Below are 14,853 nucleotides of genomic sequence, written 5' to 3'. Positions count from 1 at the left end.
GCCCAGTACAGGATCGCGATCATGATGGTGACCAGGACCACCAGGACGGGCCACTTGGCGATCGACCACACCGTCAGCGCGCTGTCCCCGACCCCCAGCGCCGCGCCGGCCTGACGGGCGATGCCGCCGGTGAAGACCACGATCAGCGAGCTGGCCACCGCCATCACCATCAGCACGACCGTGACGCCCACCCGCACGGGCAGGACCTTCCAGATCGGACGGCCCTCGGGCATGTCGTAGATGGCGTTCGCGGCGCGGATGAAGGCCGCCACGTACCCGGAGGCCGACCACACGGCCAGCACCAGGCCGACGATCGCGACGATCGAGCCGATGCCCGCGTTGCCCTGGAGCTGCTCCACGGCCCGGGTGAGGATGTTGCGCGTCGAGCCGGGAGTGAGCTGCTTGAGGTTGTCCAGCACCTTGTCGGTGGTCGACTTCCCGGTGATGCCGAGCAGGGAGACCAGGACCAGCAGCGCCGGGAACAGCGCCAGGATCCCGTAGTAGGTCAGCGCCGCCGCCCGGTCGGTCAGCTCGTCCTTCTTGAACTCCCGCACGCTGCCCGACAGGACCTTGCCCCAGGCCCTGCGGGGCAGGTCCGTGGGCGTGTCCGGTGCCCTCTCCTCCACCTCGGGGCCGGGTCCCGCCTCGTCCGGCGTGGGCATGTCCTGTCCGTCGTCCGCGTCGGTTCGTCCTGGAAGCCTGAATTTCGCCATGGCCGCCGGGTACCCAGGCTCACGCTGTTGAGCGTCGGCGGGCCGCACGGTGTGGCGGGGAACTCGGCGGCGGGCGACGCCCGATTGGCGTCGTGGTGTCGCGGTACGGGCCGACTTCGGATGCAGTGGAAGGTGCGTTCCCTCGCCGTGGGACTGCTCCTGTGTGGGTTCCGCGACGAGGGGAACGCGATTCAGGAGAGCGGACCGTCCCGGTCCGTTCGGCTTCCTACACGCGGACATGGGAGAAATGTCATGCCGGCAGGTTCGAGTCCCAAGCGCGAGCGTCAGTACGAGCACATCAAGGAGAGCGCCGAGAAGCGCGGCGCCTCCACCGGGCGGGCGAAGGAGATCGCCGCGCGCACGGTCAACAAGGAGCGCGCGAGGTCAGGCGAGTCGAAGACGGCGAGCAAGACCTCCACCCGCGACAAGAAGTCCGCGTCCCAGCGTGGCGGTGAGCGCTCGCACAGCGGCGCGCAGGGCCCGACCCGGGACCAGCTCTACGCGGAGGCCAAGAAGAAGAACGTCGAGGGCCGTTCCTCGATGAACAAGGAGCAGTTGCGCAAGGCGGTCGGGCGCTGACTCCCGCCCCCCTCCGCCGCTCGACGTCAGGACCCGTTTCCTCGACGCAACGACGCAACGACGCAACGACGCAGCGACGCGACAACGTGACGACGACACCCGACGTCCCCCGACGCACCCCGACCCACCCGGACGCCCCTCGACGTAAGGAGCCGCCTCGTGCGCGCACTGGCCCTCGTCTGCTCGCTCAACGCCTCGCCCACCTCGTCCAGCAGCCACCTGCTCGCCGAGCAGGTGATGGCGAAGTTCGGTGATCTCGGGGTTGAGGGCGAGCTGGTACGGGTGGCGGACCACGACATCCGGCCCGGTGTGGAGCTGGACATGGGCGGCGGTGACCAGTGGCCCGAGCTGCGCGAGAAGGTGATGGCGGCGGACATCCTGCTCATCGCCACGCCGATCTGGCTCGGGCACCCCTCCAGCCTGTGCCAGCGCGTCCTCGAACGCCTGGACGCGGAGCTGCCCGAGAAGGACGGGCAGGGCAGGCTCCTCACGTACGGCAAGGTCGCGGCCGTGGCCGTCGTCGGCAACGAGGACGGCGCGCACAAGGTCAGCGCCGACGTCTTCCAGGCCCTCAACGACGTCGGGTTCTCGCTGGCGCCGGGCGCGGTGACCTACTGGGTCGGCGAGGCCCAGCAGGGAACCGACTACCAGGACCTGAAAGCGACACCCGACTCCGTGGCGTCGACGACGCACACCCTCGCGGTCAACACCGTGCACCTCGCCCGCCGGCTCGCCGACGACCCGTATCCGGCCGGCTGAGCGGGGATGCCTCATACGCGTACCCGCCCCCCTACGCACCCCTGCTCACGACTTCCCTGTCGTCAGCCCGAGGCCTGAGGCCGGTTCCGGCCCCTGGCCGGAACCGCCTGGGAAGCCAGGAAGCGCAGCCCCTCGTGTGAAGGCGTGCCGGGCGGAGCGGTGAGGATCATGAGGCACTGGTCGGGATCATGCGGAAGGGTGAGGATCTGCCAGTCCAGGGTGAGGTCGCCCGCCGCCGGATGCCGGTAGCGCTTCGTCCCGAACGTCTTGTGGGCCACGTCGTGGGAGGCCCACCAGCGGCGGAAGTCCGCTTCCTGGGCGGACAGTTCGGCCACCAGAGCCCGGAGGTCCGGTGCGGTGGGCGTGATGGCGGCGTCCATGCGCACGAAGGACACACAGGCCCGCGCGCTGCTTTCCCAGTCGGTGTAGAGGTCACGGATCGACGGACCGAGGAACGCCATGCGCAGCAGGTTGCGCTCGTGCGGCGGGAGCGCGGCGAAGTCGGTGTAGAGGGCACTGGCCATGGTGTTCCAGGCCAGTACGCTCATATGGGGCCCCAGGAGCATGGCGGGGGTGTCGTTGAGGCTGTCCAGCAGCAACTGGGTCTGGGGGCGCACGCGCCGGGCCGGTAGCTCGTGGCGGTGGGGCTTGGCCGCGGCCTTGTCGGCCAGTTTGTAGAGGTAGTCGGTCTCGTCGGCGTCCAGGCGCAGGGCGCGGGCGATGGCACCGAGGGCGGACGGCGAGGCGCCGGGGAGCTTCCCCTGTTCGAGGCGGGTGTAGTACTCGGTGCTGATCGAGGCCAGTTCGGCCACCTCTTCACGGCGCAGCCCCTCGACGCGACGTGGGCGGGACGTGGGGACGAGGCCGACCTGATCCGGGGTGATCGCCGCGCGGCGGGCCTTGAGGAAGTCGCCGAGTTCGCTGCTCTTGCCGGGGTGCTGGGCGCGCATGATGCACCAATTGTCGCCCCTCGTCGTCTCGGCCCGCATGTCGCTGGGGGGCCATGATCCTGCCCTGGCACGGCCGTAGGCATGGTGCGAACGTGGACGCGAGGACCGGCCCGACCTCGTTGACCTGCGGTTACGGGTACGGGAAGGTGTCACGCCACGCCGTGCTAGGAGGAGCTGATGCGAGCTGTGTCGGCGGCTGTGAGTGCCGGGTGGGCGGCTGTGGGTACGGCGGACTCGGCGGCGCCCGAGCATACGGGAGGCCGCGCGGGGTCCGCGGGTACGGCGGCCTCCGCGGGTCCGGTTCCCTCCGCGGGTCCGGTTCCCTCCGTGGGTACGGCGACGGCGGCCTCCACAGGTACGGCTCCTTCTGCGGGTGCGACGGTTGCCGTGGTCGACGCCCCGGTGCCGGAGCCGGCCGGGGGCCAGCTCCTGGTGCGGGTGGCCGCGGCCGGGATCAACCGCGTCGACGTGGAAGCCGCCCGATCCGGGCCCTGGAAGCGGACACTGGGCTGGGAAGCGGCCGGTGTTGTGGCGGTGGCCGGCCCCGGGACGCACACCTTCCGGCCGGGTGACGCGGTGATCGGGTGGACCTACTGGTTTTCCAGCGGGCGCGGAACGCAGGCCGAGTACGTGGTCCTCGACGCGTCGGAGACGGCAGCGGCACCCGTCTCCGTCGACGCCGGAGAGGCCGCCACCCTGCCGCTCAACGGCGCGACGGCCTGGCAGGCTCTCGCCCGGACGGGCGCCGAGCCCGGGGAATCCCTCCTGGTCATCGGTGCTGCCGGCGCGATCGGGGGTTTCGCCATCGATCTCGCCACCGCCCGGGGCATGACGGTGTGGGGCGTCGCCGCACCCACGGACGCCGAGTTCGTGGGCGGCCGGGGCGCGCACTTCATCGGCCGGGGAGACACCGCTGTCGACCAGGTGCGGGCGGCCTGCCCATCCGGCGTGGACGCGGTTCTCGCCACGGCGTGGGTCGACCAGGCGTGGCGTGCCGTGCTGCGCCCCGGCGGGCGGTTCGTCAGCACGGTCGGGCAGACGCTGCCCGGGATCGACAACGAGTTCCTCAATGCCCACCCCGACGCCGGCGAACTCGCCGAGCTGGCTTGCCTGGTCGACCGTGGCGCGCTGCGCCTCAGGCCGGCGGACCGGTTCCCCCTCGACCAGGCGGCCACCGCCTACGCCTTGGCCGACGCGCCGGGAAAGCGCGGGCGCGTCGTCCTCACACCCTGACATCGAACGAGGTGTTCCCCATGGAATCCGTGACCTTCAAGAACAAGTCCCTGGACGTCGCCGCCGACATCTACTTCCCGGCCGGCTTCGACCCCGCCCGCACGTACCCGGCGATCGTCAGCGCGCACCCGATCGGGAGCTGCAAGGAGCAGACCTCCGGCAACGTTTACGGCACCAAGCTCGCCGACGAGGGTTATGTCGTCCTCGCCTTCGACGCCACCTACCAGGGCGACAGCGGCGGCGAACCCCGCTGGATCGAGGACCCCGGCCCGCGGGTGGAGGACTTCCGCTGCGCGGTGGACTACCTGGTCACCCTGGACTACGTCGACGAGGACCGCATCGGCGTGCTCGGCATCTGCGGCGGAGGCGGCTACGCGGTGAACGCGGCGCTGACGGAACGCCGCTTCAAGGCCGTCGGCACCGTCACCGGCGTCAACTTCGGCCGCATGATGCGCGAGGGCGATCTCAGCCCCGACGCGGCGATCACCACCCTGGACGCCATCGCGAAGCAGCGGACCGCCGAGGCGCGGGGCGCGGAGCCGCGCGTCGACAGTTCCCTGCCGGACTCGCCGGAGCAGGCCGACGAACTCGGCGTCACCGCCCTCGACGTACTGGAGGCCACGAAGTACTACCGCACGCCTCGCGGACAGCAGCCCAACGGCGCCACCAAGTCCCTGTTCTCCCACATGGGACCCGCCGTGGGCTGGGACGCGTTCCACCTGGCCGAACACCTGCTCACCCAGCCGTTGCAGATCATCGTGGGCGGAATTCCCGGCGAGTTCGGCGCCTACCGGGACGGGTTCGACCTGTTCAACCGGGCGCGCTCGCAGCAGAAGGACATCCTCGTCGTCCCCGGTCAGTCCCACTACGACCTGTACTGGAAGCCGGAGGCCACCGAGGCGGCGTTGGCGGCGCTGGTGCCGTTCTACAACAAGTACCTCTGACCCGCCGCCACGCCTCCAGCGTCCTCAGGGCCCCCGGGGCGCAGACACGGCAGAGCCCCGGGGGCGGCACGGTCGTCGCGGCGGCCGTTCTCACACCGAGGCGGCGGCGAGGGTGGGGTAGCAGTCGATGACCGTGTCCAGGCCGACGAGTTCGACCACCCGCCGCACGGGGGTGCTCAGGGCCGCCAGCCGGACCCAGCCGCCGGCCGCGCGGGCGTCGCGGTGTGCGGTCGCGAGGACGCTGATGGCGCTGGAGTCGATGAAGGTGACCGCGCCGAAGTCGACCACCGACTTCACCGGCCCGCCGCCGTCGACCCGAAGGGCCCGCGCCAGGGCGTCCACGTTGGCGGCGTCGATCTCCCCACTCAGCACCAGCACACGCAGCCCGGCGGCGGCGGTCCGATGGATGGACAGCCGACCGGGCTGCTCGACGGTGTCGCGCATATCTGCCACGTGCCCTTCAACAACTCTCTGCCATACGACCCATGCCTTCGAAGAGAAGGCTTGAAGCGCTACATCCTACTGAGTTTGTGATCGCCGAGGGGTGCTTCACATAACGCGCCGACGTGCGTGTGCACCGGCTCGGGAGGGGTACCCATGGGCGCCCTCGGGAGCGCGTGGGTGCCCCTCGGGAGTGGCGGGCGGGGTGAGCGGCGGAACGGGCGCCGCCGGACTCTCTGTGAATCTATGAATTGCGAAATTCTGCAATTCACTACATGCTGTGTGGGCCGGGTCCGCGGGCGGCCGTGGGCACGGCACCAGGCGACACCTCGAGGGTCCGGGGTGGTGAAGGGAGTCCCAGGCCATGCCGGTTCCGCTGTATCAAGCCAAAGCCGAGTTCTTCCGCATGCTCGGGCACCCGGTGCGCATACGCGTGCTGGAGCTGCTGCAAGGCGGTCCCATGCCCGTACGTGATCTGCTGGCCGCGATCGAAGTGGAGCCCTCGACGCTCTCGCAGCAGCTCGCGGTCCTGCGCAGGTCGGGCATCGTCACCTCGGCCCGTGACGGCTCGACCGTGGTCTACGAACTGGCGGGCGGGGACGTGGCGGAGCTGATGCGGGCCGCGCGACGCATCCTGACCGAGATGCTGTCCGGGCAGAACGAACTCCTGGAAGAGCTGCGGGAAGCCGAGGTCACGGCTTCGTGAGTACGTTCCTCGCCCGGGCCGTGGGCCGGGTGCGCTCCCTGTTGCCCGCCCGCGCCGACTTCGCGGTCATGGCCCGTAACCCGCGCCGCGACCTGCTCGCCGGCCTCACCGTCGCCATCGTGGCCCTGCCGCTCGCGCTGGGCTTCGGCGTCTCCTCCGGCCTCGGCGCCGAAGCCGGGCTGGCGACCGCCGTGGTGGCGGGCGCCCTTGCCGCACTCTTCGGCGGCTCCAACCTCCAGGTCTCCGGCCCCACCGGCGCGATGACGGTCGTGCTGGTGCCGATCGTCGCCCGGTACGGGCCCGGCGGGGTGCTGACCGTCGGGCTGATGGCCGGTGTCCTGCTGATCGCGCTCGCGCTGCTGAAGGCCGGCCGCTACATGCGCTACATCCCCGCCCCGGTGGTGGAGGGCTTCACCCTCGGCATCGCCTGCGTGATCGGCCTCCAGCAGGTGCCCAACGCGCTGGGGGTGGCCAAGCCGGAGGGCGACAAGGTCCTGGTCGTCACCTGGCGCGCGGTCGAGGAGTTCGTACGCACCCCCAACTGGACCGCCGTGATCCTGGCCGTCGCCGTGGCGGCCGTGATGCTGCTGGGTGCTCGCCGGTACCCCACGATCCCGTTCTCCATCGTCGCGGTCATCGCCGCCACCCTGGCCACCCAGCTCTTCCACCTGGACGCGGCCGCCCCGATCGGCGACCTGCCCGCCGGGCTGCCCGCCCCCTCCCTGGCCTTCCTCGATCTGTCCGCGCTGGGTTCGCTGCTCGCCCCGGCCGTCGCCGTCGCCGCGCTGGCCGCGCTGGAGTCGCTCCTGTCGGCGACGGTCGCGGACGGGATGACGGTCGGCCAGCGGCACGACCCGGACAGGGAACTCTTCGGGCAGGGCATCGCCAACCTGGCCGCGCCGCTGTTCGGCGGCGTCCCGGCGACGGCCGCGATCGCCCGTACCGCGGTCAACGTCCGTACCGGCGCGGGCTCCCGGCTCGCCGCCTTGACGCACGCCGCCGTCCTCGCGGTGATCGTGTTCGCCGCCGCCCCGCTGGTCTCCAAGATCCCCCTGGCCGCGCTGGCCGGGGTGCTGCTGGCCACCGCGATCCGGATGGTGGAGGTCGGCGCGCTGCGCGCGATGGTCCGCGCGACCCGCTCGGACGCGATCGTGCTGGTCCTGACGGCCGTCGCCACGCTGGCCCTTGACCTCGTCTACGCGGTGATTATCGGCTTGGCCGTCGCGGGTGCCCTGGCCCTGCGGGCCGTCGCGAACCAGGCCCGCGTGGACCAGGTCGACTTCAAGGCCGACCTGCCCGGCGAGCACAGCGACGAGGAACACGCGCTGCTCGCGGAGCACATCGTCGCCTACCGGATCGACGGGCCGCTGTTCTTCGCCGGAGCCCACCGCTTCCTCCTCGAACTCTCCGAGGTCGCGGACGTGCGGGTGGTCATCCTGCGGATGTCGCGGATCACCACGATGGACGCGACCGGCGCCCTGGTCCTCAAGGACGTGGTGGAGAAGCTGAACCGGCGCGGCATCGCGGTCATGACCTCCGGGATACGTCCCGGTCAGCGCCAGGCCCTGCGGTCGGTCGGCGCCCTGGAACTCCTCCAGTCGGAGGGCCGCGAGTACGCCTCCACCCCGGAGGCCATCGCCGGGGCCCGCTCCTACCTGCACCACGCCGGTGTCCTGCCCGCCGTCCCCGTCCCCGTCACCGAAGAGGCTTCCCGATGACCACCCCCGCCGCACGCCACCGGGCCGAGGCCGCCGGCGCCGAAGCCTCGCGCGCCCCGTCCGTACGGGCCCCGCTCATGGACCTGCCGGACGGGATCAAAGTGGCCGGCGGCACCGGCGGAACTGGCGGCGCTGGCGGCACCGGCGGGACTGGCGGGACCGTGACCGCCACGGGCCCCGCTGAGACGATCACCGGCGCGGACCGGCCCGCCCGCTACCGCCGTACGCTGCCCGGCCGGGCGTACGGTTCGCACGACACCACCCCGGCGCGGATCCGCCCGCGGACGGTGACCGGGTCCCGCCTGGCCCGTTCCGAGGCCACCCGGTGAGCACTCGGCTCGATTCCCTGCCGCTGCGGCATGTGCTGACACTGCCCGCGATGGGCTCGGCGGTACGGATCGCCCGCGAGACCACCGAACAGGTCCTCACCGAATGGGGCATCAGCCGCCGCCATCCCACCGTGGATCCGGCGCTGCTGATCCTGTCCGAGCTGGTGGCCAACAGCGTCCGGCACGCCGCCGCTCTGTCGCCGAACGTCACCGTGATCTACGCGGCCGGGACGGACACGTTCGCGTTCGCCGTCCACGACCGTCATCCGTGCCGGCCCGCTCTGTTCGCCGCGGGCACCGGCGGAGGCAGCGGCGGCGGCAGCGGCGGAGGCAGCGGCGGACTGGGCACCGTCATGGAGCTGACCCTGGGCCTGGGCGGCACCGCCGTCGTCCGAGGCGACGCGGACGGCAAGGGCAAGAGCATCTGGATCACCCTCCCCCTGTGAAAGACGGGGCCAGCAGCCCGACGACCCCCATGGAGCGGCGCTGCACCCCCCCACCCACCCCAACCAGACCTCGAAGGCCAAGGACAACCCGTCCGGCAGGCCCTTCGGGCGGCGGGCGGGCACTTCAGAGGGCTTCGGCGGAGCCGTCAGCCGTGGAAGGCGCACCGAACCCCCTGCCACGGCTTGCCGAATTGCCGACCTCCGCAATTCACGAGGTCACCATGTCCGTATGAGGGCGCGAGGATGTCCCCATGGCGAACAGTTGTGGGTGGATGCGATGCACGGCGGGCGCACGACGGCGGCCGTCCGGCACTCCGGCGACCGCTACGGGCGCGGGGCGGGCGCGATGAGCACACCGCTGTACCAGTTGAAGGCGGAGTTCTTCAAAACCCTCGGCCATCCGGTACGGATCCGCGTGCTGGAACTCCTCAGCCGGCGCGAACACGCGGTCTCCGAAATGCTCGGTGAGGTGGGCGTGGAGGCGGCCCACCTCTCCCAGCAGCTGGCGGTGCTGCGCCGGGCCAACCTCGTCATCCCCCGCCGGGAGGGCTCGGCCGTCTACTACTCGCTGGCCAATGCGCAGGTGGCGGAGCTACTGCGGGTCGCGCGCACCATCCTGTCCGGCGTACTGGCGGGCCAGGCCGAGCTGCTGGCCGACCTCGAGGCCGCCGAACCGAAGGCAACGACCCGGCGGCGCAGACCGTCTTAGACGGCGGCCCCCGGCGCCGGCCGCTCTCGGCGGAAACCGTTCCGCGCTCCGCAGGCGGGAGCGGCCACTTCCTGTCCCCTCCTGCGGGGCGCGGCCATGCGGCCCTCCCCGTACCGCTGGCGGAAGGGCAGCAGCCGTTTCCGCCTCCCGGAAGGCGCCATCGGCCTCGTCCCGGAGGGTACGGATGAGCCGGGCCTCGATTCCTCTCCTCGACTTCCGAGGTGACGACACGCGCAACTCCGGGAGGTACTGAAGTGAGCGGCGGCAGGCGGCATATGGAGCCGGTGGACGTTCATCTGATCGCGTTGCGCGAGGGGGCGGCGGGGCCGGAGGTGCTGTTGTCGCGCCGGGCCGGGGAGGTGTACGCGGCCGGCTGCTGGCACCTGCCCTCGGGGCACCTGGACGGACCCTGGGAACACGTCGTCACCGCTCTGGTGCGCGAGACCCTGGAAGAGACCGGACTGCGCGTCGACCCGGCCGATGCGCGGGCGGCTGTCACGGTTCACCACCGCGCTCCCGGCGGTGAAAGCCGGATCGGGCTGTTCTTCGAGGTACGGCGCTGGCACGGCGTCGCCGAGGTGAGGGAACCCGAGGTGTGCGACGCGATGGACTGGTTCACGTTCGACTTGCTGCCCGAACCGATGGTCGCGTACTGCCGGGCCGGACTGGACGCCTACCGGGCCGGCGCCCGGATGGCGGTCCATTTCCAGGAACCCGGCGACGCGATCGCGTACGAGCCGGCCGCGGACCGGCTGTTCGTCATCCCGGGCCGGGAGGCGGCTCACATCGACGCGGGCGATGGTCGTGAGCAGCGAGACGTCTTCTGAGCGCACGCCGTGTGCGCCGCGAGTCCGACTGTCCAAGTGCCCGAGATCTCTCTACGGTTGGGTTCGGACGCTTTGGGTGGCCGGACGGCCGAAGGGGGATGCGTGGAAGCCGAGTTGGCGCAACTTGCCGTGTCGGGGGCGACGACGCTGGTCGGGCTGATCGTGTCGGACTCCTGGGAGCGCGCGAAGACCGGCCTGGCCGGGTTCTTCGGCCGCCGCGGTACCGCTGAGGCCGCCGAACGGGAACTACAGGCGGAACGCGCCGAGTTGGACAGCGCTGAGGCAGCGGGGGACACCCGGCGCCAAGCCCAGGTTCAGGAGCGCCTGAGGCAGCGGCTGGAGGCCATCTTCCAGAGCGACCCCGGCGCGGCCGAGGAACTGGCACGGATGCTGTCCACGCTGGCACCGGACGCGTCGCGTACGTTCGTCAACCTCGTCAGCGGAGGGGTGAACTACGGCCCCGCCTTCCAGGGTTCACACATCCACGGCGGCATCACCTTCAACGTCCAGTCCGCACCCACACCCGCTTCGGAACGTACGCCCAGACCCGACCAGGTACCGATTGTCACCGTGAAGTACAGCAACCGAAGGGCCGAACTCGCCGCCCTGGACGCGGCACTCGCCCCCCGGCCGGATCGGCCGGGCCCCGTCGCCGTCGACGTCCTGGACGGACTTCCCGGAGTCGGGAAGACGGCCATGGCCTGGCGGTGGGCGGAAACGGCCCAGGACCACTTCCCGGACGGCCAGTTGTACGTGGACTTCGCAGCCTTACGGGACCAGGTCACGCCGATGACCGGACCCGGCGCCGATGTCTCGGAGGCCCTGGCCATGTGCCTGCGGTCGCTGCCTGGAGGCGACATCGGCATGCCGAGTTCCCTCGCGGAGCGAACCAACCAGTTCCGGTCCCGTACGGCCAGCCTGCGGCTCCTGCTCGTCCTCGACGACGTGAACCATCCCGCCCAGGTTCGCGCGCTGATCCCCAAGGGGCCGGGCAGCGCCGTCCTGGCCACGAGCCAGTTCAGACTCGGCGAGCTGGCCCTGCACGAGGGCGCCCGGCTGATCTCCGTCAAGCCGCTGGACCCGCACGGGGGGCTGGAACTGCTGCGGGACCGATGCGGCACACAGGCCGTCGAGGCCGAACAGGAGGCGGCGGAGCGCTTGGTGGAGCTGTGCGGCGGCCTGCCGGTGGCCCTCCAGGTGGCGGCGGCGCGGCTGGTCACCGACGACAGCCTGAGCATGGCGGAACTGGCCGCCGAACTGGACGACGAGACCGACCGGCTGGCCGGCCTCGCACTGGATGGAGAGGAGTCTTCGGTGTCCGCGGTTCTGGGTCCGTCCTACCGGCTGCTGCCGCCCGACGCCGCTCGGCTCTACCGGCTGCTCGGATGGCTGCCGTTCGGCGTCTTCGACGCCGGCGTCGCCGCGGTGGCCGCCGGCACCGACACGCGGAGCGCCAAGCGTGTGCTGCGCGTGCTGGTGAAGGCGAGCCTGGTGGAGGGCATGAGCGACGGCCGGTACCGCATGCACGACCTCGTACGTCTGCACGCCCGGGAGCGCGCGGCAGAGGAGGAGCCGGCAGCCGAGGAGGCGGCGCTGACGGAGCGGGTGGGCACGCACTATCTCGTCCTGACCGCGTTCGCCGACCGGGCGCTCAGGAAGGAGCGGCTGCGGATCGCCGACCTGACGGACGTACTCCGGGACGCCGCCGACCCGTTCACCGCCGCCGGCGGCCCGCCGCCCCTGGAGTGGCTGGACACCGAGCACCCCGCCATCCTGGCGATCCTGCGAGCGGTCGTCCGGTACGAGCTGCACAGCCTGGGCTGGCAACTGGCCGAGGCCTTCTCGGTGTTGTTCCTGTACCGCCGCTACCTCAGGACATGGCGGGAGACGCTGGAACTGGGCATCGAGGCGGCCGCGGCGGTGAGAGCCTCCGCCAGTACGGAAGGTGGCCAGGGCGCACCGGGGGAGGACGCGGAGGCCGCCCGAGCGGGGGAGGCGAGGCTGCGCAGCCTGCTGTCCCGCCCGCTGCTGGACCTCGGAGAGAACGACCTCGCGAGAGAACAACTGGAGCAGGCCGTCGCGCTCGCCGACGCGACCGACCGCCTCGCCCTGCGAGCCTCGGTCCAGGAGTTTCACGGCCGGTACCTGGACATCGCAGACCCGGCCCGCGCCGTAGAGGCCTACCAGCGGTGCCTCGAACTCAACGAGCGGGCCGGGGAATCCCGTGGTGCGGCGCTCGCCGTCTTCTTCCTCGGCTGCGCTCTCGACGCCCGAGGCGATCACGCGGAGGCGCTGGCCCTGCTGCGCCGGGCACAGCACGAGCTGGAGAGCCGCGCGGAGCCCGACACGAGGATGTCCGCCCGGGTCCGGGCCGCCATCGGCGTCGCCCACGGTCATCTCGGCGAGACCGAGGCGGCGATCGGTGAACTCCTCGAAGCGGTACGGGCGCTGGGGAGTGTGGCGAAGGGGATGGAGTACGAGGCGAAGGCCCGGGAACAGCTCGCCGACGTCGCGCAGCGGGCGGGCGGCCGCACGGAACTGGTGAGGCAGTGCCTGAGCCGGGCCGCCGACATCTACGAGACGCTCGGCAACAACTCCCGGGCGGGAGAACTGCGGCGACGGTTGGAAGGTCTCGACGGTTGACGTCTCGACCTGTTCGCGCGGGCGGGAGGCCGGGTCATCCGTTCGGCAGGGCGGGGCGAAGTCGCAGTACGACGTCCTCGTGCCGTATGTCACCTACGTGCAAGGCCACTTGGGTATCGTCCAGCGCAACTCCCGCGCGCAGAAGGGCGTACACGACCGCCGCAGGCAGACTCGGGTCCACCGGCGGGCCCGTGACCGCCGCCTCCACGACCCTGCCGTCCCGGAGGCCGACCAGGCAGACGTTTCCGCGCACCGCCGAGGCGGCGAGCAGGCTTCCGGGGAGCTGGGCGAGGGTGTCCCCGATCCAGCGCAGCGCACCGACGGACGTCGGCGCGGCGTCCCGTCGGACGATCACCGACGCGCTCTCCGTCAGCCGGGGGTCGCGCTCGTCGTCCGCGCAGGCCAGATGGGTGAAGCGGGCGCTGGTATCCGGCCGGGCCGCGCCGTACGCGGTGACGGTCGCCGGAACACGCTGCACGGTGACCGTCGGTGCCGCGCTGTCCCCGGTGATGGCGGTGGTCACCTGCCAGGAGGTGACCGGCGTGGCGGGCGGATCGGGCACCGGCAGTACCAGGGAGGCCGGCGGTGGGGAGGCCGCTTCCGGGAGCTTCAGCAGTTCGTAGAAGGCGGTACGCAGCCGGGCGAGGGCGTGTCCCGGCTCGGCGAAGGCCTGCGCCGCGACCGCCGCGTACCGCTGGGGCCTGTGCTCGCGTACGGCGTCCTCCACCTGCCGGCGCAGATCTCCGCCGGGATCGAGCCGGGGGGCGATGGCGGCCATGCTGTGGGCGGCCGTCCCGGGCACCGCGTCCCCGCCGAACGCGGCGAGCATCAGCGGTGTGCCGAGTGCCGCCCCGTAGAGCGTCACCGAGCCGTGATCGCCCACGACGACGTCCGCGGCGACGAGCGCGGGCCGCCAGGCGTGGACGGCCGGCATCAGCAGCAGCCCCGCGTCCAGGGCGGCGGCCTGCAAGGTGCGAAGGTGCCAAGTCCCGTGGGCGGACCACACGTTGGGGTGGACGATCGCGCCGACTCGGGCCTCGTCGCAGGGCAGTTGGGCGAGGAGACGCGGGAGCAGGTCCGGATGACGCCCCAGGAGTGAGGTGGGGCCCCAGGTGGAACTGACCATGACCAGACGCTGATCGTCCGCGACGCCCAGCGCCTCCCTGTACGCCCTCCTGCGGGGTCGGCTGCCGGCCAGCTCGTCGAAGCACGGGTCGCCGACCAGCAGCGTGCGACCGGCGGCCTTCGGGTGGGTGGCGAGCAACTGCTCCTCCTGTGCCGGATGCGAGACCGCGAGCCAGGCCCGGCCGCTCTCCAGCAGGGAGTCCGGTACGACCCCGGAGAGTCTTTCGTGCTCACTGCGTGAATCGGGCACGAGCTTCTGGAATCCGACGCCGTGCGGCAGCACCAGTACCGGGCAGTCGCCCTCCGGGACCTCGATGTTCTCGCTGGCGGAGAGGATGAGGTCCGGATCGATGCTGCCGACCTGCTCCCAGGGGGCGACCCGGCAGCCGGCGCCGTGAAGGAGTTCGAGGACACCGGCGTTGAACGCGGAGGTGGGGTCGTAGGCGAACACCACGGTCACACGCGGGTCGTCGCGGACCAGCCCCGGCAGCGTTTCGAGGACGCGCACGGTCGAGGTGACTGTTCGGGCGGCGACGACGAGAGTCCGCTCGCCGTGGAAGGTGCTCCAGCGATGGGCGTCCCGCCCCACGGGCACCCGAAGCGGCCGACTACCGAACAAGGCCGCCGCCTCTAACAAACCCACGCCTCCAGCCGCCGGTCAGCGGGCTCGCGGCTCGCGGCTCGCGGCTCGCGGCTCGCGGCTCGCGGCTCGCGGCTCGCGGCTCGCGGCT

15 protein-coding genes are annotated in these 14,853 nt (G+C 71.8%); 11 read left to right on the top strand and 4 right to left on the bottom strand.

Going from position 1 to position 14,853, the window contains the following annotated elements; translation table 11 throughout:
* A partial coding sequence (locus AB0912_RS35020; protein ID WP_366707207.1) for a YihY/virulence factor BrkB family protein occupies nucleotides 1–662 on the bottom strand: 662 nt, incomplete at its 3' end.
* Nucleotides 663–965: 303 nt separating this feature from the next.
* Between AB0912_RS35020 and AB0912_RS35015 the strand changes: the two genes are divergently transcribed.
* Both AB0912_RS35015 and AB0912_RS35010 read left to right on the top strand, forming a co-directional pair.
* Entirely contained in the window at nucleotides 966–1,292 is a 327-nt protein-coding gene (locus tag AB0912_RS35015) for a plasmid stabilization protein (protein WP_366707205.1), read from the top strand.
* A 159-nt stretch (nucleotides 1,293–1,451) separates the two neighbouring features.
* Complete coding sequence (locus AB0912_RS35010) at nucleotides 1,452–2,051, top strand: NAD(P)H-dependent oxidoreductase (RefSeq protein ID WP_366707203.1); 600 nt, start codon at nucleotides 1,452–1,454, stop codon at nucleotides 2,049–2,051.
* Between the two features lie 62 nt (nucleotides 2,052–2,113).
* On the opposite strand, the gene AB0912_RS35005 is transcribed toward AB0912_RS35010, so the two are convergent.
* Nucleotides 2,114–3,001 (bottom strand): helix-turn-helix transcriptional regulator, encoded by an 888-nt coding sequence (locus tag AB0912_RS35005; protein ID WP_366707201.1) that lies wholly within the window; start codon nucleotides 2,999–3,001, stop codon nucleotides 2,114–2,116.
* A 387-nt stretch (nucleotides 3,002–3,388) separates the two neighbouring features.
* Between AB0912_RS35005 and AB0912_RS35000 the strand changes: the two genes are divergently transcribed.
* Both AB0912_RS35000 and AB0912_RS34995 read left to right on the top strand, forming a co-directional pair.
* The gene (locus AB0912_RS35000) at nucleotides 3,389–4,234 is read left to right on the top strand and encodes an NADP-dependent oxidoreductase (protein ID WP_366707197.1); all 846 of its coding nucleotides are present in this window, start codon (nucleotides 3,389–3,391) and stop codon (nucleotides 4,232–4,234) included.
* 20 nt (nucleotides 4,235–4,254) lie between these two features.
* Nucleotides 4,255–5,178, top strand: a complete 924-nt coding sequence (locus tag AB0912_RS34995; protein WP_366707195.1) for an alpha/beta hydrolase — start codon at nucleotides 4,255–4,257, stop codon at nucleotides 5,176–5,178.
* Between the two features lie 90 nt (nucleotides 5,179–5,268).
* Here AB0912_RS34995 and AB0912_RS34990 read toward each other — a convergent pair whose 3' ends face one another.
* Nucleotides 5,269–5,622: an STAS domain-containing protein gene (locus tag AB0912_RS34990; RefSeq protein ID WP_366707213.1), complete on the bottom strand. Its 354-nt coding sequence runs from the start codon at nucleotides 5,620–5,622 to the stop codon at nucleotides 5,269–5,271.
* Between the two features lie 361 nt (nucleotides 5,623–5,983).
* Between AB0912_RS34990 and AB0912_RS34985 the strand changes: the two genes are divergently transcribed.
* From AB0912_RS34985 to AB0912_RS34955, 7 genes are all read left to right on the top strand, one after another.
* Entirely contained in the window at nucleotides 5,984–6,325 is a 342-nt protein-coding gene (locus AB0912_RS34985; protein WP_366707193.1) for a metalloregulator ArsR/SmtB family transcription factor, read from the top strand.
* A complete protein-coding gene (locus AB0912_RS34980) occupies nucleotides 6,322–8,043 on the top strand; it encodes a SulP family inorganic anion transporter (protein WP_366707191.1) in 1,722 nt (573 codons plus the stop codon). The genes AB0912_RS34985 and AB0912_RS34980 overlap by 4 nt, the downstream gene beginning before the upstream one ends.
* A complete protein-coding gene (locus AB0912_RS34975; protein ID WP_366707189.1) occupies nucleotides 8,040–8,372 on the top strand; it encodes a hypothetical protein in 333 nt (110 codons plus the stop codon). Before AB0912_RS34980 ends, AB0912_RS34975 begins: the two co-directional genes overlap by 4 nt.
* Entirely contained in the window at nucleotides 8,369–8,818 is a 450-nt protein-coding gene (locus AB0912_RS34970; protein WP_366707187.1) for an ATP-binding protein, read from the top strand. Before AB0912_RS34975 ends, AB0912_RS34970 begins: the two co-directional genes overlap by 4 nt.
* 346 nt (nucleotides 8,819–9,164) lie before the next feature.
* Complete coding sequence (locus AB0912_RS34965; RefSeq protein WP_366707211.1) at nucleotides 9,165–9,527, top strand: metalloregulator ArsR/SmtB family transcription factor; 363 nt, start codon at nucleotides 9,165–9,167, stop codon at nucleotides 9,525–9,527.
* A 284-nt stretch (nucleotides 9,528–9,811) separates the two neighbouring features.
* The gene (locus tag AB0912_RS34960) at nucleotides 9,812–10,354 is read left to right on the top strand and encodes an NUDIX domain-containing protein (RefSeq protein ID WP_366707185.1); all 543 of its coding nucleotides are present in this window, start codon (nucleotides 9,812–9,814) and stop codon (nucleotides 10,352–10,354) included.
* 102 nt (nucleotides 10,355–10,456) lie between these two features.
* Nucleotides 10,457–12,997, top strand: a complete 2,541-nt coding sequence (locus AB0912_RS34955; protein ID WP_366707183.1) for a tetratricopeptide repeat protein — start codon at nucleotides 10,457–10,459, stop codon at nucleotides 12,995–12,997.
* 34 nt (nucleotides 12,998–13,031) lie between these two features.
* Here the strand turns inward: AB0912_RS34955 and AB0912_RS34950 are convergent, their stop codons facing one another.
* The gene (locus tag AB0912_RS34950) at nucleotides 13,032–14,717 is read right to left on the bottom strand and encodes a hypothetical protein (RefSeq protein ID WP_366707209.1); all 1,686 of its coding nucleotides are present in this window, start codon (nucleotides 14,715–14,717) and stop codon (nucleotides 13,032–13,034) included.
* Between the last annotated feature and the right edge of the window lie 136 nt (nucleotides 14,718–14,853).

It is taken from the genome of Streptomyces sp. NPDC007084, assembly GCF_040703595.1.
In the GTDB taxonomy this organism is placed as follows: Bacteria; Actinomycetota; Actinomycetes; order Streptomycetales; family Streptomycetaceae; genus Streptomyces.
Note: the sequence above shows the minus strand (reverse complement) of the source record. Positions and strands in the feature narration are given on the sequence as shown.

What these genes read in the sequence shown, in the direction of transcription:
- AB0912_RS35015 (WP_366707205.1), top strand. Translation starts at nt 966, where the DNA reads ATGCCGGCAGGTTCGAGTCCCAAGCGCGAGCGTCAGTACGAGCACATC.
- AB0912_RS35005 (WP_366707201.1), bottom strand. Translation starts at nt 3,001, where the DNA reads ATGCGCGCCCAGCACCCCGGCAAGAGCAGCGAACTCGGCGACTTCCTC.
- AB0912_RS34995 (WP_366707195.1), top strand. Translation starts at nt 4,255, where the DNA reads ATGGAATCCGTGACCTTCAAGAACAAGTCCCTGGACGTCGCCGCCGAC.
- AB0912_RS34990 (WP_366707213.1), bottom strand. Translation starts at nt 5,622, where the DNA reads ATGCGCGACACCGTCGAGCAGCCCGGTCGGCTGTCCATCCATCGGACC.
- AB0912_RS34985 (WP_366707193.1), top strand. Translation starts at nt 5,984, where the DNA reads ATGCCGGTTCCGCTGTATCAAGCCAAAGCCGAGTTCTTCCGCATGCTC.
- AB0912_RS34975 (WP_366707189.1), top strand. Translation starts at nt 8,040, where the DNA reads ATGACCACCCCCGCCGCACGCCACCGGGCCGAGGCCGCCGGCGCCGAA.
- AB0912_RS34965 (WP_366707211.1), top strand. Translation starts at nt 9,165, where the DNA reads ATGAGCACACCGCTGTACCAGTTGAAGGCGGAGTTCTTCAAAACCCTC.